At 67.6% G+C, this 18,119-nt stretch carries 18 protein-coding genes; 12 read left to right on the top strand and 6 right to left on the bottom strand.

From position 1 onward, the window contains the following. Positions 1–90: 90 nt before the first annotated feature. The 3 genes from oleC (at position 91) to AC5P8Y_RS13995 (ending at position 2,975) form a co-directional block, all read left to right on the top strand. Entirely contained in the window at positions 91–1,749 is a 1,659-nt protein-coding gene (gene oleC / locus AC5P8Y_RS14005; protein ID WP_005420778.1) for an olefin beta-lactone synthetase, read from the top strand. Then, the gene (oleD, locus tag AC5P8Y_RS14000; protein WP_111109062.1) at positions 1,746–2,738 is read left to right on the top strand and encodes a 2-alkyl-3-oxoalkanoate reductase; all 993 of its coding nucleotides are present in this window, start codon (positions 1,746–1,748) and stop codon (positions 2,736–2,738) included. Before oleC ends, oleD begins: the two co-directional genes overlap by 4 nt. Before the next feature lie 81 nt (positions 2,739–2,819). Further along, a complete protein-coding gene (locus tag AC5P8Y_RS13995) occupies positions 2,820–2,975 on the top strand; it encodes a DUF1328 domain-containing protein (RefSeq protein ID WP_005407633.1) in 156 nt (51 codons plus the stop codon). A 76-nt stretch (positions 2,976–3,051) separates the two neighbouring features. Here AC5P8Y_RS13995 and ddlA read toward each other — a convergent pair whose 3' ends face one another. Beyond that, complete coding sequence (gene ddlA / locus AC5P8Y_RS13990) at positions 3,052–4,146, bottom strand: D-alanine--D-alanine ligase (protein WP_049402665.1); 1,095 nt, start codon at positions 4,144–4,146, stop codon at positions 3,052–3,054. A gap of 377 nt (positions 4,147–4,523) precedes the next feature. On the opposite strand from ddlA, the gene AC5P8Y_RS13985 reads away from it, so the two are divergent. Genes AC5P8Y_RS13985 through AC5P8Y_RS13970 form a run of 4 tightly spaced genes read left to right on the top strand, consistent with a single transcriptional unit; the run spans position 4,524 to position 8,266 of the window. Then, positions 4,524–5,159 (top strand): ubiquinone biosynthesis accessory factor UbiJ, encoded by a 636-nt coding sequence (locus AC5P8Y_RS13985; protein WP_005411902.1) that lies wholly within the window; start codon positions 4,524–4,526, stop codon positions 5,157–5,159. Next, positions 5,156–6,811 carry a ubiquinone biosynthesis regulatory protein kinase UbiB gene (ubiB, locus tag AC5P8Y_RS13980; RefSeq protein WP_049404805.1) on the top strand — a complete coding sequence of 552 codons (1,656 nt, stop codon included), beginning with the start codon at positions 5,156–5,158 and terminating at the stop codon, positions 6,809–6,811. The genes AC5P8Y_RS13985 and ubiB overlap by 4 nt, the downstream gene beginning before the upstream one ends. 5 nt (positions 6,812–6,816) lie before the next feature. Then, positions 6,817–7,395, top strand: coding sequence for an O-methyltransferase (locus AC5P8Y_RS13975; protein ID WP_033835524.1), 579 nt, complete (start codon positions 6,817–6,819; stop codon positions 7,393–7,395). A gap of 28 nt (positions 7,396–7,423) precedes the next feature. Beyond that, positions 7,424–8,266 carry a pseudouridine synthase gene (locus AC5P8Y_RS13970; protein ID WP_425529948.1) on the top strand — a complete coding sequence of 281 codons (843 nt, stop codon included), beginning with the start codon at positions 7,424–7,426 and terminating at the stop codon, positions 8,264–8,266. 76 nt (positions 8,267–8,342) lie between these two features. On the opposite strand, the gene AC5P8Y_RS13965 is transcribed toward AC5P8Y_RS13970, so the two are convergent. Continuing rightward, positions 8,343–8,870 carry a DUF2059 domain-containing protein gene (locus AC5P8Y_RS13965; RefSeq protein ID WP_005407643.1) on the bottom strand — a complete coding sequence of 176 codons (528 nt, stop codon included), beginning with the start codon at positions 8,868–8,870 and terminating at the stop codon, positions 8,343–8,345. Between the two features lie 133 nt (positions 8,871–9,003). Between AC5P8Y_RS13965 and arfB the strand changes: the two genes are divergently transcribed. The 3 genes from arfB (at position 9,004) to dcp (ending at position 12,310) form a co-directional block, all read left to right on the top strand. Then, positions 9,004–9,435, top strand: coding sequence for an alternative ribosome rescue aminoacyl-tRNA hydrolase ArfB (arfB, locus tag AC5P8Y_RS13960; protein ID WP_005407644.1), 432 nt, complete (start codon positions 9,004–9,006; stop codon positions 9,433–9,435). 4 nt (positions 9,436–9,439) lie between these two features. Beyond that, complete coding sequence (locus tag AC5P8Y_RS13955) at positions 9,440–10,042, top strand: lysophospholipid acyltransferase family protein (protein WP_033835525.1); 603 nt, start codon at positions 9,440–9,442, stop codon at positions 10,040–10,042. A gap of 111 nt (positions 10,043–10,153) precedes the next feature. Further along, entirely contained in the window at positions 10,154–12,310 is a 2,157-nt protein-coding gene (gene dcp / locus AC5P8Y_RS13950; protein WP_033835526.1) for a peptidyl-dipeptidase Dcp, read from the top strand. 381 nt (positions 12,311–12,691) lie between these two features. Here dcp and AC5P8Y_RS13945 read toward each other — a convergent pair whose 3' ends face one another. Both AC5P8Y_RS13945 and AC5P8Y_RS13940 read right to left on the bottom strand, forming a co-directional pair. Further along, positions 12,692–13,138, bottom strand: coding sequence for a 3-dehydroquinate dehydratase (locus tag AC5P8Y_RS13945; protein WP_154329137.1), 447 nt, complete (start codon positions 13,136–13,138; stop codon positions 12,692–12,694). A gap of 3 nt (positions 13,139–13,141) precedes the next feature. After that, entirely contained in the window at positions 13,142–13,543 is a 402-nt protein-coding gene (locus AC5P8Y_RS13940; protein WP_033835527.1) for a hypothetical protein, read from the bottom strand. Between the two features lie 175 nt (positions 13,544–13,718). On the opposite strand from AC5P8Y_RS13940, the gene lepB reads away from it, so the two are divergent. Both lepB and AC5P8Y_RS13930 read left to right on the top strand, forming a co-directional pair. Then, positions 13,719–14,345: a signal peptidase I gene (gene lepB, locus AC5P8Y_RS13935; protein WP_005407648.1), complete on the top strand. Its 627-nt coding sequence runs from the start codon at positions 13,719–13,721 to the stop codon at positions 14,343–14,345. Between the two features lie 124 nt (positions 14,346–14,469). Beyond that, positions 14,470–15,726 (top strand): MFS transporter, encoded by a 1,257-nt coding sequence (locus tag AC5P8Y_RS13930; protein WP_049404807.1) that lies wholly within the window; start codon positions 14,470–14,472, stop codon positions 15,724–15,726. A 129-nt stretch (positions 15,727–15,855) separates the two neighbouring features. Here the strand turns inward: AC5P8Y_RS13930 and AC5P8Y_RS13925 are convergent, their stop codons facing one another. Both AC5P8Y_RS13925 and AC5P8Y_RS13920 read right to left on the bottom strand, forming a co-directional pair. After that, entirely contained in the window at positions 15,856–16,773 is a 918-nt protein-coding gene (locus AC5P8Y_RS13925; protein WP_495202026.1) for a LysR family transcriptional regulator, read from the bottom strand. Positions 16,774–17,105: 332 nt separating this feature from the next. After that, positions 17,106–18,074 (bottom strand): LysR family transcriptional regulator, encoded by a 969-nt coding sequence (locus AC5P8Y_RS13920; protein ID WP_005407651.1) that lies wholly within the window; start codon positions 18,072–18,074, stop codon positions 17,106–17,108. Between the last annotated feature and the right edge of the window lie 45 nt (positions 18,075–18,119).

Raw genomic sequence — 18,119 nt, 5'->3', positions numbered from 1 at the left:
GGGCGGCAGTCGGAATCGGGAACGAGGGTGCGGATTTTCCACGAAGTGGGCCGCCGCGCAAGAAATTCCGTAAGCGGCGACAATGAACGGATGAACCGACCCTGCAACATTGCGGCCCGTTTGCCTGAACTGGCGCGTGAACGCCCCGACCAGATCGCCATCCGCTGCCCGGGCCGCCGCGGCGCCGGCAACGGCATGGCCGCCTACGATGTCACCCTCGATTACCGTCAGCTGGACGCCCGCAGTGATGCCATGGCCGCCGGCCTGGCCGGCTACGGGATCGGCCGTGGCGTGCGCACGGTGGTGATGGTGCGGCCCTCTCCGGAGTTCTTCCTGCTGATGTTCGCGCTGTTCAAGCTGGGCGCAGTGCCGGTGCTGGTCGATCCGGGCATCGACCGGCGCGCGCTTAAGCAGTGCCTGGACGAGGCGCAGCCGCAGGCCTTCATCGGCATTCCGCTGGCGCATGTGGCGCGGCTGGTGCTGCGCTGGGCGCCGTCGGCCACCCGGCTGGTGACGGTCGGCCGCCGCCTCGGCTGGGGCGGTACCAGCCTGGCCGCGCTGGAACGTGCCGGTGCCAAGGGGGGGGCCATGCTGGCCGATACCGATGGCGAGGACATGGCGGCGATCCTGTTCACCAGCGGCTCCACCGGCGTGCCCAAGGGCGTGGTCTACCGCCACCGCCACTTCGTCGGCCAGATCCAGCTGCTGGGCAGTGCCTTCGGCATGGAAGCGGGTGGGGTGGACCTGCCGACCTTCCCACCGTTCGCGCTGTTCGACCCGGCGTTGGGCCTGACTTCGGTGATCCCGGACATGGACCCGACGCGGCCGGCGCAGGCCGACCCGGGACGCCTGCACGATGCCATCCAGCGCTTCGGCGTAACCCAGCTGTTCGGCTCGCCAGCGCTGATGCGGGTGCTGGCTCGGCACGGGCGGCCACTGCCGACGGTGACCCGGGTGACCTCGGCCGGGGCACCGGTGCCGCCGGACGTGGTCGCCACCATCCGCAGCCTGCTGCCGGCCGATGCGCAGTTCTGGACTCCCTATGGCGCCACTGAGTGCCTGCCGGTGGCGGTGGTCGAAGGCCGCGAACTGGAGCGCACCCGCGCGGCGACCGAGGCCGGTGCCGGCACCTGCGTGGGCAACGTGGTGGCCCCCAACGAGGTGCGCATCATCGCCATCGACGACGCACCGTTGGCTGACTGGTCGCAGGCACGTGTGCTGGCCACCGGCGAGGTGGGCGAGATCACCGTGGCCGGGCCGACCGCCACCGACAGCTACTTCAACCGCCCGCAGGCCACTGCGGCGGCGAAGATCCGCGAGACGCTGGCCGATGGCAGCACCCGCGTGGTGCATCGCATGGGCGACGTTGGTTATTTCGATGTGCAGGGCCGCCTGTGGTTCTGCGGGCGCAAGACGCAGCGCGTGGAAACCGCGCGCGGGCCGCTGTACACCGAGCAGGTCGAGCCGATGTTCAACACCGTGGCCGGCGTGGCGCGCACTGCGCTGGTTGGCGTGGGGGCCGCCGGTGCGCAGGTGCCGGTGCTGTGCGTGGAGCTGCAGCGTGGCCGGTCCGACAGCCCGGCACTGCAGGAAGCGCTGCGTGCCAAGGCCGCCGCATGCCTGGCCGGAGCCGGGCTGGAGCACTTCCTGGTACACCCTTCGTTCCCCGTCGATATCCGTCATAACGCCAAGATCGGCCGCGAGAAGCTCGCCGTCTGGGCCAGCGCCGAACTGGAGAAGCGCGCATGAAGATCCTGGTCACCGGTGGCGGTGGTTTCCTTGGGCAGGCGCTGTGCCGCGGGCTGGTCGAGCGTGGCCACCAGGTGCTGGCGTTCAACCGCAGTCATTACCCGGAACTGCAGGCGATGGGCGTGGGCCAGATCCGCGGTGATCTGGCCGATGCGCAGGCGGTCCTGCATGCGGTGGCCGGCGTCGATGCGGTGTTCCACAACGGCGCCAAGGCCGGCGCATGGGGCAGCTATGACAGCTACCACCAGGCCAACGTGGTCGGCACCGACAACGTCCTCGCGGCCTGCCGCGCGCACGGTATCGGCCGGCTGGTCTACACCTCCACGCCCAGCGTGACGCACCGGGCCACGCACCCCGTAGAAGGCCTCGGCGCCGACGAAGTGCCGTACGGCGAAGATTTCCAGGCGCCCTATGCGGCCACCAAGGCGATTGCCGAACAGCGCGTGCTGGCAGCCAATGACGCCTCGCTGGCGACGGTGGCGCTGCGTCCGCGCCTGATCTGGGGCCCTGGCGACCAGCAGCTGGTACCGCGCCTGGCCGAACGTGCACGACAGGGCCGCCTGCGCCTGGTGGGCGATGGCAGCAACAAGGTCGATACCACCTACATCGACAACGCCGCGCTTGCCCACTTCCTCGCCTTCGAGGCACTGGCGCCCGGTGCCGCATGTGCAGGCAAGGCCTACTTCATTTCCAACGGCGAACCGCTGCCGATGCGCGAGCTGGTCAACAAGCTGCTGCAGGCGGTGGGTGCACCGACCGTGGACAAGGCGATCAGCTTCAAGACCGCGTACCGTGTCGGCGCCATCTGCGAGCGGCTGTGGCCGCTGCTGCGCCTGCGCGGCGAACCGCCGTTGACCCGGTTCCTGGCCGAACAGCTGTGCACGCCGCACTGGTACAGCATGGAGCCCGCCCGCCGTGACTTCGGCTATGTGCCGCAGGTCAGCATCGAAGAAGGGCTGCGCAGGCTGAAGGCTTCATCTGCTGCATAGATCGCCATCACTGGTTGCACACCGCAGGATCGGGAGGATGGACCCACGCCATCCAAGGCTCGACCACCCGCGAGGAGCGCCATGCTGCACTACGCCATCATTTTCTTTGTCATCGCCATCATCGCCGCCGTTCTGGGTTTCTCCGGTATCGCCGGCGCCGCAACGAACATCGCCTGGATCCTGTTCGTGGTGTTCCTGATCCTTGCGGTGATCTCGATGTTCCGCAAGCGCGGCTAGCCGGTAGTGCCGGCCGCTGGCCGGCATCGCTTTCCGCAGAGTCGAGCCATGCTCGACTCTGCGGGCGATCACCACGTTACACAGCGCTCTGCAGCCCGCGATCAGCTTCGTGGCGTTCCAGCGCCAGCTCGATCAGGCGCGTGATCAGCGCGGTGTAGTCGACACCGCTGGCGCCCCACAACTTCGGGTACATGCTGATGCGGGTGAAGCCCGGCAGCGTGTTGACCTCGTTGATGACGATCTCGCCGTCTGCGGTGAGGAACACATCCACGCGCGCCATGCCCGCACACTCCAGCGCCAGGTAGGCCTGCCGCGCGATCTGCTGGATGCGCGCCTGGGTGGCGGCGTCGATGTCGGCCGGCACCACCACTTCAGCGCCATAGTCATTGATGTACTTGGTGTCGTAGGCGTAGAACTCGTCGTGCACCACCACCTCGCCGCATACGCTGGCCTGCGGGTGCTCGTTGCCCAGCACTGCGCATTCGATCTCGCGGCCGACCACCGCCGATTCCACCAGCACCTTGTGGTCGTAGCGCAGCGCCAATGCCAGTGCCTCGGCGAAGCCCGCCGCATCCTTGACCTTGCTCACACCCACCGACGAACCCTGGTTGGCCGGCTTCACGAACAGCGGCAGGCCGAGCTGGGCGATCACCGCGTCGGCATCGACCTCCGCGGCCTGATGGCGACGGATGCACAGCCACGGCGCCACCTGCAGCCCCGCGTCGCGCAGCAGGCGCTTGGTCACGTCCTTGTCCATCGCCACCGCCGAGCCCAGTACCGGCGAACCGACGAAGGGCAGATTGGCCATGCGCAGCAGCCCCTGCAGCGCACCGTCTTCGCCGAGTGGCCCATGCAGGATCGGCAACACCACATCGATCTGGCCCAGCGCGCTGGCCGCATCGCACGGCTGCAGCTGCGCCTGCTCGGCGCCCGGGCGCACCGCCAGCGACTGGCCCGAGCGATGCAGCGCGATGCGCGACGGATCATCGGCATTGATCAGGAAGGTATCCGGCTGGCTCAGATGCCACTGGCCCTGCTTGTCGATGCCGACCAGCACCGGCTCGAAGCGCTCGCGATCAAGCGCATCGAGGATGTTCTTCGCCGACTGCAGCGAAACTTCGTGCTCGGAGGACTTGCCCCCGAAAATGATGCCGACCCGGGTCCGTGCCATGGGGAGTGCGATGTCCTGTGCGTTGCGTGGCCCCATAGCATGAACCTTCATCGGCCATCCGCGTGAGGCACAGGTGAACCAGAAATCCATCCACGCATGGCGTGGATCTACCGTGTCGACCAAGGTCGACACCCACCAAGAGCAGCAGGAACCTGTCGAAGGCGGGGTGGGCCGGTTGCGGGGGTGTCCGCGGCATGGATGCCGCGGCCAAGCCCCCACGGACGGGTTTACGGCGTCCCCCGCAACCGGCCCCGTCCCGCCAACCCACGGAATGCCCGCTGTTGCTGTTGCTTCGGCTATTGCCGTTGCCGTTGCATCTGCGGGTGCCGGGCGGCAGCCCGGCCCAAGCCCCCCACCCACGCAGGTAGAATGCGCACATGGCTCTCTCCCTGCTCAAGTCCCTCAAGCCGGTCGCTGGCCGCGCCCTGCAGATCGCCCTGAACCGCGCGCTGGCGCTGGATCCGGATACCCGCCATGCATTGGCCAGCCTCGACGGCCGGCATATCGACCTGACCCTGGAAGCGCCGTCGCTGGCCATGCGCATCAGCGTCGACGGCGACCAGCTGCGGGTCGGCCCGGTGGATGCGCAGGAAGCCGACCTGGCCGTGCGCAGCAGCCTGGCCGGCGTGCTGGCGCAGCTGCCGCTGCTGGCCAACGCGCGGCGCGGCGACAACAACGGCAAGGGCCGTGTGCGCGTGGCCGGCGATGCCGAGCTGGCGCGCCGCCTGCAGCAGCTGGCCAAGGGCTTCGATCCGGACTGGCAGCAGCCTTTCGTCAGCGTATTCGGCGAAGTACTGGGCGTGCAGGTCGCCAACACCCTGCGCAGCGCCCTGCAGCACGCGCGCCAGGGGGCGATCGACCTGGCCCACAGCGCCGCTGAGTTCATCACCGAGGAGTCGCGCGATGTGGTGCCGCGCGCCGAGCTGGATGCCTTCCACGACGACGTGGATGTGCTGCGCGATGACGTGGAGCGCCTTGGTGCACGCGTGCAGCGCCTGCGGGGTGCCGCATGAAGGCCGTGCTGCGGGCCAGCCGCATTGGCCGGGTGATCCTGCGTTACCGCCTCGACGACCTGCTGCAGGGCACGCCGGCCGAGCGCTGGCTGCGCCTGGCCAAGCCGTTCGTGCCGCGCGCCTCGGCCAGCATCGCCTCGCAGTCGCGCGGTGCGCGCCTGCGCCTGGCGCTGCAGGACCTCGGCCCGATCTTCGTCAAGTTTGGCCAGATCCTGTCCACCCGCCGCGACCTGGTGCCGCCGGACGTGGCCAACGAGCTGACCCTGCTGCAGGACCGGGTCAAGCCGTTCGATGGCGAGACCGCGCGCCGCATCGTCGAGGACGCGCTCGGCCTGCCGGTCAGCGAGGCCTTCGCCAGCTTCGACACCGAACCGCTGGCCTCGGCCTCGATCGCGCAGGTGCACGCGGCCACGCTGGCTGATGGTCGCCAGGTGGTGGTCAAGGTACTTCGACCGGGCATCGAGAAGCAGATCGACGCCGACATCGCCCTGCTCAATTCGCTGGCCGCCCTGGTCGAGCGCACCCACCCGCGCGCCGACAAGATCCGGCCGCGCGAAGTGGTGGCCGAGGTCGAGAACACCCTGGCCGCCGAGCTGGACCTGCAGCGCGAAGGCGCCAATGCCAGCGTGCTGCGCCGCTTCTGGGAAAACTCCGACGACCTGTACGTGCCGGAAGTGATCTGGAGCCACACCGCCGAGCGCGCGCTGACCCTGGAGCGGGTGTGGGGCATTCCGTCCGATGACATCGCTGCACTGGACAAGGCCGGCATCGACCGCAAGGCGCTGGCCGCCAAGGGCGTGCGGGTGTTCTATACCCAGGTATTCCGCGACAATTTCTTCCACGCCGATGCGCACGCCGGCAACATCTGGGTCGACACCGATCTGGCGCGCCGTGCCAATCCGCGCTTCATCGCGCTGGACTTCGGCATCATGGGCCAGCTCTCGCAGGAAGATCAGTACTACCTGGCCGAGAACTTCATGGCCATCTTCAACCGCGATTACCGTCGCATCGCCGAACTGCATGTACAGGCACGCTGGATGCCCGACCACGTACGCATCGACGATCTGGAAGCAGCCGTGCGTTCAGTGTGCGAGCCGTACTTCACCCGTCCGCTGTCGCAGATCTCGCTGGCCGAAGTGCTGATGAAGCTGTTCCGGGTGGCGCAGCGCTATCAGCTGACGCTGCAGCCGCAGCTGATCCTGCTGCAGAAGACCCTGCTGAACATCGAGGGCGTCGGCCGCCAGCTGGACCCGCAGATCGACATCTGGGCGGTGGCCAAGCCGGTGCTGGCGAAGATCCTGCGCGAGCGCTACAGCCCGCGCCGGGTGGTGCGCGAGCTGGGCAAGCGCCTGCCGGAAATCATGACCCATGCGCCGGACATGCCGCGGCTGGTGCACGCCTGGCTGACCCAGCAGGTGGAAGGCCGCCACGAACTGGCGATGCGTTCGCGCGATCTGGTCGCGCTCGACGCCAGCCTGCAGCGCCTGCAGAAGCGCGCCGTGGGCGCGATCACCGGCGTCGGCCTGCTCGCCATCGCTGCACTGATGTATGTGCTGCAGCCGCCGGGCTGGTACTGGGGCGACGTGCCGGCGTGGAGCTGGCTGTCCGGTGCGGTCGGTGCAGTGGCGCTGCTGCGCGCGTGGTGGAAGTAGGCCCCATGCTGCAGGCACTCAAGGACGAACTGGCCCGCTTCGGCGCCGACAACGACGCCCGCGAAAGCGCGCGTGGCCGCCGCATGCTCAACATCACGCCAGATACGGGCGAATTCCTCGCGGTGCTGGTCCGCTTCGGCACTGCGCGCCGCGTACTGGAGATCGGTACCTCCAACGGCTATTCGACGCTGTGGCTGGCCGAGGCTGCCGCCGCCATCGACGGCCACGTGACCACGCTGGAATACGCCGAGGACAAGGCGGCGATGGCGCGTGACACCTTCGCGCGCAGTGGCCTGGCCGATCGCATCACGCTGGTCCACGACGATGCCGGGCCGTGGCTGGCAGAGGCCGCCGATGCCAGCATTGACCTGCTGTTCCTCGATTCGGACCGCGGGCAATACGCCGGCTGGTGGCCGCAGCTGCGCCGCGTGCTGCGCCCGGGCGGCCTGCTGGTGGTGGACAACGCCACCTCGCATGCGGGAGAGATGGAACCGTTGCGCGTGCTGCTGGACGCTGATCCGGACTTCAGCACCAGCCTGGTGCCGGTGGGCAACGGCGAGCTGCTGGCCGTACGCAACGCCTGACCGCCGCGCTGCCCGCGCTGATCTGGTAGTGCCGGCCGCTGGCCGGCAACTCCAGCAATCAGGCGACCCTGAGGCAGCCGGCCAGCGGCCGGCTCTACCGCATTCAGTGCCCAGCCTCGATAATCCCGCCGTGAGCACCGAACCTGACACCCTCGCCGCGGTCGAGACTGAAACCGCGCCCCTGCAGCTGCTGCACCTGGATGAGCGCCTGGCCGTGGTCAACAAGCCTGCCGGGCTGATGGTCCACGACAGCAAGCTGGCCCGTGGCGAAGACGACTTCCTGGCCGACCGCCTGCGCGAGCAGCTGGGCCGCCCGATCTTCCTCGTGCATCGCCTGGACCGGGCCACCAGTGGCTGCCTGCTGCTGGCCTTTGACCGCGAGACCGCCAGTGCGCTGGGCAAGGCGCTGATGGGTGGCGAGGTGCTGAAGGACTACCTGACCGTCTGCCGGGGTTGGCCGGCCGAACTCGCTTGGCAGGTCGATCATGATCTGGACGGCGGCCCGGGCAAACCGGTGAAAAAGCCGGCGGTCACCGACTTCCAGCGCCTGGCCACCGGCGAGCTGTCGGTGCCGGTCGGCGAGTTCACCCGCTCGCGCTATGCGTTGCTGCGCTGCCAGCCACAGACCGGGCGCTTCCGGCAGATCCGCCGGCACCTCAAGCACCTGTCGCATCACATGATCGGCGACACCAGCCATGGTGATGGTCGCCACAACCGCATCTTCCGCATGCAGGGTGTGCACCGCATGCTGCTGCACGCCGAGCGCCTGCGCTTCCCGCATCCTGAGGGCGGCAACGTGGATGTCAGTGCGCCGCTGGATCGTGAGTTCCAGAAGGCGCTGGACCTGTTCGGCTGGCAGGTGGACCTATAGACGGTAGTGCCGGCCGCTGGCCGGCATCTGCCTGATCCCAACCGTACGAGGTTGCCGGCCAGCGGCCGGCACGACCTCACTTCTTTTCCGGCTCGTTGACGATCGCTTCCAGGTCCTTCTGCAGGTCCGCGAACAGCGGCTGCATGCGCGCCTGGATCGCCACCATCACGTTCTGCATCAGGGCCGGGGTCTTGTCCAGCAGGCTCTGGCCGGCCGCGCTCTCGTAGAACTCGGCCATCGCCAGCACGTCTTCCTTGCTGAAAGTCTTCTTGTACAGGTCCACGTACATCGGCCGCAGCTGCTGCCAGGACAGTGCCTGCCGCAGGGTCTGGCTGGTCCGCGCCTGGATCCGCTTCAGCTGCTCCTGCTGCTGGGCATTGAGCTGGCGCTGTGCGGCCACCTGCTGGAACTGCTGCTGCTGCATCGCCTCGATCTGCGGCAGCATGGTGTCGATCATGCTCTGCGCACGTGACGCGGACAGCAGACGGTTGATGTCGCCATCGGTCGGCGGCGCGGCCAGGGCGGGGACACTGGCCACGGCCAGCGCCAGCAGCAGGGCGGCGCGGCGCAGCAGGGAGGGCAGGGCGGGTGCGGAGCGGGTCATGCGAAGCTTCCTGCGGTACATGGGACGGCCAGCATACCCGCAGCCAAGGCGAAGGCGGCGTGTTCGGTACCTGATCGGCGGCATACGGCGCGCGATGCGCACTCCGACACGTGGCTGCCGCTACAATGCGCGGATGGGCAGTGGACCGGTCACCATCAACGCGCAGCTTGAAATCCCCGACGGCGAGATCGTCGAGCGGTTCGTGCGTGCCAGCGGTGCCGGTGGCCAGAACGTCAACAAGGTCTCCACTGCGGTGGAACTGCGTTTCGACGTGGCCAACTCGCCCTCGTTGCCCGAACCGTTGCGCACGCGCCTGCTGGCGCGGCGTGACCGGCGCATGACCGGCGAAGGCGTGCTGGTCATCGACGCGCAACGTTTCCGCACCCAGGATCGCAATCGCGAGGATGCGCGCGAGCGGCTGGCGGCCTTCATCCAGGCCGGGCTGAGCGTGCCCAAACCGCGCAAGGCCACCAAGCCGACCCTCGGGTCGAAACTGCGTCGTCTGGACGCCAAACGCGGGCGCGCGCAGATCAAGCGCGGGCGCTCATCACGTGACTGGGAGTGATTGCTTGAACAACCCGACTCCGCTGCTGCCGGCCGTGCCGCCGCAGATGCCACAGGTCAAACCCAACGCCTTCCTGCGCTGGCTGGCGCGCTGCACCCTGCGCATGGGCGGCTGGAAGGTGACCGGCACCCTGCCTGACATCCCGCGCCTGGTGTTCATCATCGCGCCGCATTCGTCCAACTGGGACGGCCTGTGGGGCATGGCGGCCAAGATCGCGCTGGGCATGAAGGTGAAGGTGCTGGGCAAGGCCTCGCTGTTCTGGTGGCCGCTGGGGCCGCTGCTGCACAAGCTGGGCGTGATCCCGCTGGACCGCAGCTCGCCGCAGGGCACGGTGGGCCAGGCGGTGGACCTGCTGCGCAACAACGAGAAGATGTGGTTCGCCATCACGCCCGAGGGCACCCGCAAGGCGGTGAAGGAGTGGAAGGCCGGCTTCCTGAAGATCGCCCGGATGGCAGACGTGCCGATCCTGACCGCCTATTTCCACTATCCGGAAAAGACCATCGGCATCGGTCCGCTGTTCACCCCGAGTGGCGACGATGTGGCCGACATGGCTGCCATCCGCGAGTTCTACCGGCCGTGGATCGGCAAGACCCGCGGCACGGTCTGAGCCGGCCGCAGGCCGTCGCATAGACGCCACGTCCGGCACATGCCGGGCGAGCGCGACAGGAGTAGGGTGGAGGGCTGGTATTCCATACCGTCTGCCCAAGGAGCGTTTTACATGTCGCGTACCGTAGTCCTGGCCGCCGCCATCAGCCTGGCGCTGGCGGCCTGTTCCGGCAAGGAGTCCACCCCCGTGTCCGATGCCCAGAAAGCCCCGGCCCAGCAGCCGGCCGAAGCCTCCACCAATCCGCTGCTGAGCGCCAGCACGCTGCCGTTCCAGGCGCCGCAGTTCGACAAGATCAAGGACAGCGACTACCTGCCGGCCTTCGAAGAAGGCATGCGCCAGCACCTGGCCGACGTTCGCAAGATCGCCGACAGCAGCGAGCCGGCCACCTTCGACAACACCATCGTGGCGATGGAGCGCAGCGGCGAGACCCTGACCCGCGTGTCGCGCATCTTCTTCGGCCTGGTCCAGGCCGATACCAACGATGCGCGCCAGAAGATCCAGGAAGAAGTGGCGCCGAAGCTGGCCGCGCACCAGGACGAGATCAACCTCGACCCGAAGCTGTTCGCGCGCGTGAAGTCGATCTATGACCAGCGCGACACGCTTGAACTGGATCCGGTGCAGAAGCGCCTGGTCGAGCACTACTACGATGGCCTGGTGCGCGCCGGTGCACAGCTGTCCGACGCCGACAAGGCATCGCTGCGCAAGCTCAACGTGGAAGAGACCACGCTCTCCACCCAGTTCCATACCCGCCTGGTGGCTGCCACCGCCGCTGCGGCCGTTGTCGTTGACGACAAGGCCAAGCTGGCCGGCCTGGACGAGGATGCGATCAACAACGCCGCCAACGCAGCGAAGGAGCGCAAGCTGGATGGCAAGTTCCTGCTGCCGCTGCAGAACACCACCCAGCAGCCGGTGCTCGGTTCGCTGAGTGATCGTGACCAGCGTGCCGCCGTGCTGAAGGCTTCGGAAACCCGTGCCGAGCGTGGCGATGCCAACGACACCCGGCAGACCGTGCAGCGTCTGGCCCAGCTGCGCGCGCAGAAGGCCAAGCTGCTCGGCTTCGATACCTTCGCCGACTACCAGCTGGGCGACCAGATGGCCAAGACCCCGGCCGCCGCGCTCAAGCTGCTGACCGACACCGTGCCGGCCGCCACCGCCAAGGCCCGCGCAGAAGCCGGCGAGATCCAGAAGGTGATCGACGCGCAGAAGGGCGGTTTCCAGGTCGCCGCCTCGGACTGGGATTTCTACGCCGAGCAGGTGCGCAAGGCCAAGTACGATCTGGACGAGTCGCAGATCAAGCCGTACTTCGAACTGGACAACGTGCTGCAGAACGGCGTCTTCTACGCCGCCACCCAGCTGTACGGCATCACCTTCAAGCCGCGTACCGACATTCCGACCTACAACCCGGACATGAAGGTGTACGAAGTCTTCGACAAGGATGGCACCTCGCTGGCCCTGTTCTACACCGACTACTTCAAGCGTGACAGCAAGTCCGGCGGCGCCTGGATGGACGTGTTCGTCGAGCAGGACGGCCTGACCGGCGCCAAGCCGGTGGTCTACAACGTCTGCAACTTCACCAAGCCGGCCGCCGGCCAGCCTGCGCTGATCAGCTTCGACGACGTCACCACCATGTTCCATGAGTTCGGCCATGCACTGCATGGCATGTTCTCGAACGTGAAGTATCCGTCGATTGCCGGCACCGCCACCTCGCGCGACTTCGTCGAGTTCCCGTCGCAGTTCAACGAGCACTGGGCGCTGGACCCGAAGGTGTTCGCCAACTACGCCAAGCACTACAAGACCGGCGAGGCGATGCCGCAGGAGCTGGTCGACAAGATCCTCAAGGCACGCAGCTTCAACCAGGGCTATGCGACTACCGAGTACCTGTCGGCCGCACTGCTGGACCTGGCCTGGCACACGCAGAAGGCCGACGCGCCGCTGCAGGACGTCGGCGCCTTTGAAGCGAGCGCGCTGAAGAAGTTCAAGGTCGACCTGCTGCAGGTGCCGCCGCGTTACCGCACCACCTACTTCGACCACATCTGGGGTGGCGGTTACTCGGCCGGCTACTACGCCTACTTCTGGGCCGAAGTGCTGGATCATGACGCCTACCAGTGGTTCACCGAACACGGTGGCCTGACCGCCGCCAATGGCCAGGAATTCCGCGACAAGATCCTCTCGCGCGGCAACAGCGTGGAGCTGTCGACCCTGTACCGCGATTTCCGCGGCAAGGACCCGTCGGTGGAACCGCTGCTGAAGTTCCGCGGGCTGAAGTAAGCGCGACCTGAAGTACGAAAGAAATAACGGCGGGGGAAACCCCGCCGTTTTTCGTTGAATCGATGCCATCGACAGATTCCGCAGTGTGCCGCTCATCCACGCATGGCGTGGATCCATGTATCGACCAAGGTCGACACCCACCAGAAGCAGGCCATGCTGTTCCGACAGTTCGCGGAGATCTGTCGAAGGCGGGGTGGGTCCGGTTGCGGGGGTGTCCGCGGCATGGATGCCGCGGCCAAGCTTACAGGGACGTACTTGCAGCGTCCCCCGCAACCGGACCCACCCCGCCATCCCCCAGGAAACCGGCTTTGGCTGTTGCTGTTGCTGATGAGGTTGCCGGCCAGCGGCCGGCACTACCGGGTGCCGGGCACAGCCCGGCCATCACGTCCCCACGTGTACCCGGTTGGCTTGTTCGGCCAGCCCCAGGTGATCCAGCGCGATGTCCAGCGCCAGCACATAGCTCTGCGCACCGTAGCCGGTGGCGATGCCCAGGCGCTGGCCGACACCGGCCGGCAGGCACGGCTCGGCCACCGCGCCGTCGTCATGTACTTCCACGTAGGCGTTGTGCAGGTAGGGCAGCAGGCGCTGAAGACGCAGGCTGTTGGCACACGCACCCGGGTCCAGCAGCGTCACCTCGCCACGGCTGTGGTCGGCCACGCGCAGGGCGTCCAGCAGTTCCTGTTCCGAGCCGCAGGCGCGTATCGCCACGCTGGTGCCGGCGTCGATCGCCCGGTGCACCAGCGACTTCAGTACCGGTGCCGGCAGCGGCATGGCGGTACGGATCAGCGCACCGGCGGCTTCCGGGCCACGGATGATGAAGATCGACATGGCTCAGCCCTCCTGCGCCAGGCGGCGGCCGACGATGGCCAGCGACAACGGATAACCGGCCTGCTGGCTGCGCTGGTCGATGACCACCGCCGCGGGGCCATGCTGCAGTCGCAGGCGCGACTCCAGGCCGGGCTCGCTGGGTGCCTGCAACTCGATGTACTGCGCCGGCAGCCGTTCCAGCGCCGCCTGCAGCGCACCGCCCTCGGCCTGCCATTGCGCCTCGTCGGCCACGCCGACATCCAGCAGCACCCAGTCGGCCGAACGCGCCTGCGGCTGGCACAGGCACTGGCGCACTTCGGACAGGCTGGCGCAGTCGCTGCACAGTACGCGATGGCCGCTCAGCTGCGCCGGCAATTGCGGGCGCGGCGCGGACGAAGATGCGTGGCGGATCACCAGGAGGGTCATACAACACCTTGCGGAATGCGCCCTGTGGCGCGGTGGGCACACGATGCGCGCGCTGGCCGTAAAGGTGCGATGCCGGCGGCCGGTCCCGCGCGTAAAACCTGCGTAACCCGGCGCTACCGGGAACCTCTCCCCCCATGTGTGGTCTGATGCAGCTACCACCCACCCGGAGCCTGCCATGGACGCCGTTGCCCGCCCTCCCTTTTCCGATCGCGCGCTGGCCTGGCTGAAAAAGGAGGCGCTGCCGTTGCTGGTGATGCTCGGCCTGCTCGCCGCCGCCCGCGATACCCTCGCCAACCACTACGTGGTGCCCAGCGGTTCGATGCAGCCGACCCTGCAGCCCGGCGACCGGGTGGTGGTGGACATGCGCGCCTACGGCCTGCGCCTGCCATTCACCAGCAGGGAGCTGATGTCCACCGGCACGCCGCAGCGCGGCGAAGTGGCGGTATTCGATTCGCCAGCCGACGGCACCCGCCTGATCAAGCGCGTTGCCGCAGTGGCCGGTGACCATGTGCAGCTGCACGAAGGGCACCTGACCATCAACGGCCAGCCGCTGCAGACTGCGGACCTGCAGGATGTGGAAGCCTTCGGTGAACGCCGTGCCAGCCTCGATCTGGACATGGGGGGCGGCCCGGACATCGCCGACCTGGTGGTGCCGGACGGCAAGGTGCTGGTGTTGGGTGACCACCGTGGCAACAGCTTCGATGGCCGCTTCTTCGGCTTCGTCGATGCCGACAAGGTCTACGGCCGTGCGGTGGCGGTGTACTACCGCCGCGGCGACGGTTTCGAGTGGCAGCGCCTGTAAGCTGAATTGATACTTCTTGAGTATCAATCCTGACTTATCAGGTTATGGATCGACTGGATGGACGGGCCTAGTCTGAGGCCCGTTCCCTCCCACGCCCGGCCGTCCCCACCGGCCCTTCGATTCCATGACTGGCGAAACTGCGGCGGCCGTTGAAGGCCGTCCCTCCATTCTCGATACCGGCACCGACACCTGCATCCAGCAGGGCACCCCGGCCTTCCGCCGCACCGCGCTGGCGCTGTTCCTGGCCGGCTTCTCCACCTTCGGCCTGCTGTACACCGTGCAGCCGCTGCTGCCCGAGTTCAGCCGTCACTTCGGTGTGTCCGCCGCCGGCAGCGCGATGTCGCTGTCGTTGACCACCGGCATGCTGGCGGTGGCGATGCTGCTGGCCGGCCTGCTGTCCGACGCGGTCGGCCGTCGCCCGTTGATGATCGTTGCGCTGTTGGCGTCGGCCATGCTGTCGCTGTGCACCGCGCTGGTGGACGACTGGACCACGCTGCTGGTGCTGCGCACCCTGCTTGGCCTGGCGCTGAGCGGCGTGCCGGCGGTAGCGATGACCTACCTGGTCGAGGAAATGGACAGCCGCGCGCTGGGCCTGGCGATGGGCCTGTACATCGGCGGCAACGCCATCGGTGGCATGAGCGGGCGCCTGCTGGCCGGCATCATCGCCGACCATTGGGGCTGGCGCTGGGGCATCGGCGTGGTCTCGATCATCGCCGTGGCCAGCACCGTGCTGCTGTGGCTGCAGCTGCCACCGTCGCGGCACTTCCATGCACGTCGCGGCGGCCTGCGCCAATTGCCGTCGCGCTGGCGCACGCTGTTCGCTGACCCGGGCCTGCCGTGGCTGTTCGCCACCTCGTTCGTGCTGATGGGCGTGTTCGTCACCCTCTACAACTACCTGGGCTATCACCTGCTGGCGCCGCCCTACCATCTCAGCCAGACCGTGGTCGGGCTGATCTTCAGCGTCTATCTGGTGGGTACCTTCAGTTCGGCGTGGATGGGCCAGCAGGCCACGCGCTACGGACGCGGCCGCATCCTGTCGATCTCGTTCGCGCTGATCGGCGCCGGCATCGCGCTGCTGGCGATGCCGTGGCTGAGCACGATGGCGCTGGGTATCGCACTGGTGACCTTCGGCTTCTTCGGTGGTCATTCCGTGGCCAGCAGCTGGGTTGGAAGCCGCGCCGGTGCGATGCGTGCGGAAGCCTCGGCGCTGTACCTGTTCGCCTACTACCTGGGGTCCAGCGTGCTGGGCGGTGTGGGTGGCCTGGCCTATGCAGCCTGGGACTGGCTTGGCGTGTGTGCGTTCGCCGCCGCGCTGACCCTGATCGGCGGTGGCATCGTCTGGGCGCTGCAGCAGCGCGCGCCACAGCCGGTCACAGCGTGACCCAACGCACGGTAGTGCCGGCCGCTGGCCGGCAACCACGGTGTGGCGGGTTTGCCGAGGTAGAGTCGACTGTTAGTCGACTGCTCTTCCATCAGATCGCGAAAACCCCGCGCTGCGCGCGATAGTCGACTAACAGTCGGCTCTACCGGCGAATGCCCCGCGCAGCAGCGTGGCGAAATTGCGGATCAACGGGGTTACCCGTTCGCGATGCCACGCCAGCTGCACTTCCGAATGGGCACCGGCATCGGCCAGCGCCACGAAGCGCGATCCTTCCACCCGGATGTGATCGCACGAAGACGGCAGGATCGCGGCGCCCAGGCCCGCGGCGGCCAGGCTGATCAGCGTCGAGGCTTCACCCGCCTCCTGCACGATGCGCGGTGTGAATCCGGCAGCCGCGCACAACGCGATCATGTGGTCATGGATGCCCGCACCGGCACTGCGGCGGAACGCCACGAATGGCTCCTGCGCGAAGTCGCGCAGCGACAGCGTGCCCTGCCTCGACAGTCTGCGCAGGGCAGGATGGTCGGCATGCACGATCAACGCCAGCGGATCGACGAACAGGCTGTGCGCCACCAGTTCCGGCGGCAGCGCACGCTTGCGGATGATGCCCACGTCCAGTGAGCCGTCGAGCAGCGCGTCGATCTGCTGCAGGGTGTTCATCTCGCTCAGCTGCAGCCGCACCTGCGGATACTGCTGGCGGTAGTGCAGGATCGAACGCGGAATCTGCGGCGACAGCGGCGTGGCGCGGGTCAGGCCGATGTGCAGTTCACCCTGCTCACCGCGCTGCGCGCGCTGTACCTCGTCCACCGCCGCTTCCACCTGCTGCACGATGGCGCGTGCACGTTCCTGCAGCAGCTCGCCCGCAGGCGTCAGCTGCACACGACGATGGCTGCGCACGAACAGACGCGCACCGATCAGGTCCTCCAGCTGGCGGATCTGCTGGCTGAGCGGCGGCTGCGACATGCCCAGCCGCTCCGCCGCCTGGCCGAAGTGCAGCGTATCGGCAACGGCGAGGAAGTAACGCAGGTGGCGGAGTTCGATGGACATGGGGCCAGTCTAGCCAGACCGGGACCGTGCCTGGCGTCTTCTTTGATCGTTTTTCCGCCAGTCGAGCATGGCTCGACTCTACAAAAGCCCATTTCGATCATTGATGACGTGTCGACCAAGGTCGACACCTACCAACAGCCGCGGAGATCTGTCAGAGGCGGTGCGCTGTGGGTGGGCAGGACCGTTGGCGCCATGGATGGCGCCATCGAGCCCCCAGGGATGGGTTCACGGCGTGTCCTGCCCACCCACAGCGCACCGCCATCCCACGGATAGCCCGCTGTTGCCGTTGCTTCGGCCTCGGCAGGTGCAGGGCGCAGCCCTGCCGAACACCCCTACCGCTCGGAATGCCCGCTCTGGTCGTAATCGCGCGGACTGAACAACTCCGGCTGGATCAGCTCGATGAACGCCCGCGCCTGCGCCGACAGCGCCTTGCCCCGGCGCACGATCACCCCGTAACTGCGTTCCGGGAACCAGCGCTTCATCGACCGCGCCGCCAACCGCTCGCGGTCGGCCTCGTTCAGGCACAGCGCCGGCACGATCGAAATGCCCATGCCCATCGCCACGTACTGCTTGATCACCTCCCAGCCGCCGACCTCCAGTGCCACGGTGTAGGCGATGCGGTGGCGCTGGAACACCTGGTCCACCAGGCGATAGGTGATCTGCCGCTTCGGCGGCAGTACCAGCGGATAGCGCGCGATGTCGGCCAGCTCCAGCTCGCCGCCACTGGCCAGCGGATGATCGTGCGGTGCGATCAGCACCTGCTCGAAGCGATAGGCCGGGGCGTAGCTCAGGTCGGCCGGCACATCGGTCATCGAACCGATCGCCAGGTCGGCGGCATCCTCGCGCAGCAGGTCGGTGCCGTCGGCGCTGATCGCGTTGTGCAGGGTCAGGCGCACGTCCGGGTGATGCAGGCGGAAGCGTTCGACGATCTTCGGCAGCAGGTAGAGGATGGTGGAACTGTTGGCGGCGATGTTCAGTTCGCCCGCATCCAGTCCGCGCACCTTGTCGCGGAAGCGCGCCTCCAGCCCGTCCAGGTTTTCCACCAGTGGCTGCGCCATTTCATACAGCAGCTGGCCCTCGCGGCTGGGCACCAGGCGCCGCCCGCTGCGCTCGAACAGCGGCACCCCCAGCTCCCGTTCCAGCGCCTGCAACTGAAGGCTGATCGCCGGCTGGCTGACGAAAAGTGCCTCAGCCGCCCGTGAGACCGAACCCAGGCGCACGGTCTGGCAGAACGCGCGCAGCGGCTTCAGCCGGTCGGATTTGTAGGAAAAACGCGGACTTGGCGGGGTGCGTGTGCTCATCGTGTCACGAGTATTAGCATAACTTATGTAGAACATTGCAAAAAC

The sequence above is a fragment of the Stenotrophomonas sp. YJH_SMC_12-1 genome (assembly GCF_059370935.1).
This window is presented reverse-complemented; position numbering and strand designations above follow the sequence as displayed.

Excerpts from the sequence above, each read along its gene's own strand:
- oleC (WP_005420778.1), top strand. The coding sequence starts at position 91 with ATGAACCGACCCTGCAACATTGCGGCCCGTTTGCCTGAACTGGCGCGT.
- oleD (WP_111109062.1), top strand. The coding sequence starts at position 1,746 with ATGAAGATCCTGGTCACCGGTGGCGGTGGTTTCCTTGGGCAGGCGCTG.
- AC5P8Y_RS13995 (WP_005407633.1), top strand. The coding sequence starts at position 2,820 with ATGCTGCACTACGCCATCATTTTCTTTGTCATCGCCATCATCGCCGCC.
- ddlA (WP_049402665.1), bottom strand. The coding sequence starts at position 4,146 with ATGGCACGGACCCGGGTCGGCATCATTTTCGGGGGCAAGTCCTCCGAG.
- AC5P8Y_RS13985 (WP_005411902.1), top strand. The coding sequence starts at position 4,524 with ATGGCTCTCTCCCTGCTCAAGTCCCTCAAGCCGGTCGCTGGCCGCGCC.
- ubiB (WP_049404805.1), top strand. The coding sequence starts at position 5,156 with ATGAAGGCCGTGCTGCGGGCCAGCCGCATTGGCCGGGTGATCCTGCGT.
- AC5P8Y_RS13975 (WP_033835524.1), top strand. The coding sequence starts at position 6,817 with ATGCTGCAGGCACTCAAGGACGAACTGGCCCGCTTCGGCGCCGACAAC.
- AC5P8Y_RS13965 (WP_005407643.1), bottom strand. The coding sequence starts at position 8,870 with ATGACCCGCTCCGCACCCGCCCTGCCCTCCCTGCTGCGCCGCGCCGCC.
- arfB (WP_005407644.1), top strand. The coding sequence starts at position 9,004 with ATGGGCAGTGGACCGGTCACCATCAACGCGCAGCTTGAAATCCCCGAC.
- dcp (WP_033835526.1), top strand. The coding sequence starts at position 10,154 with ATGTCGCGTACCGTAGTCCTGGCCGCCGCCATCAGCCTGGCGCTGGCG.
- AC5P8Y_RS13945 (WP_154329137.1), bottom strand. The coding sequence starts at position 13,138 with ATGTCGATCTTCATCATCCGTGGCCCGGAAGCCGCCGGTGCGCTGATC.
- AC5P8Y_RS13940 (WP_033835527.1), bottom strand. The coding sequence starts at position 13,543 with ATGACCCTCCTGGTGATCCGCCACGCATCTTCGTCCGCGCCGCGCCCG.
- lepB (WP_005407648.1), top strand. The coding sequence starts at position 13,719 with ATGGACGCCGTTGCCCGCCCTCCCTTTTCCGATCGCGCGCTGGCCTGG.
- AC5P8Y_RS13930 (WP_049404807.1), top strand. The coding sequence starts at position 14,470 with ATGACTGGCGAAACTGCGGCGGCCGTTGAAGGCCGTCCCTCCATTCTC.
- AC5P8Y_RS13925 (WP_495202026.1), bottom strand. The coding sequence starts at position 16,773 with ATGTCCATCGAACTCCGCCACCTGCGTTACTTCCTCGCCGTTGCCGAT.
- AC5P8Y_RS13920 (WP_005407651.1), bottom strand. The coding sequence starts at position 18,074 with ATGAGCACACGCACCCCGCCAAGTCCGCGTTTTTCCTACAAATCCGAC.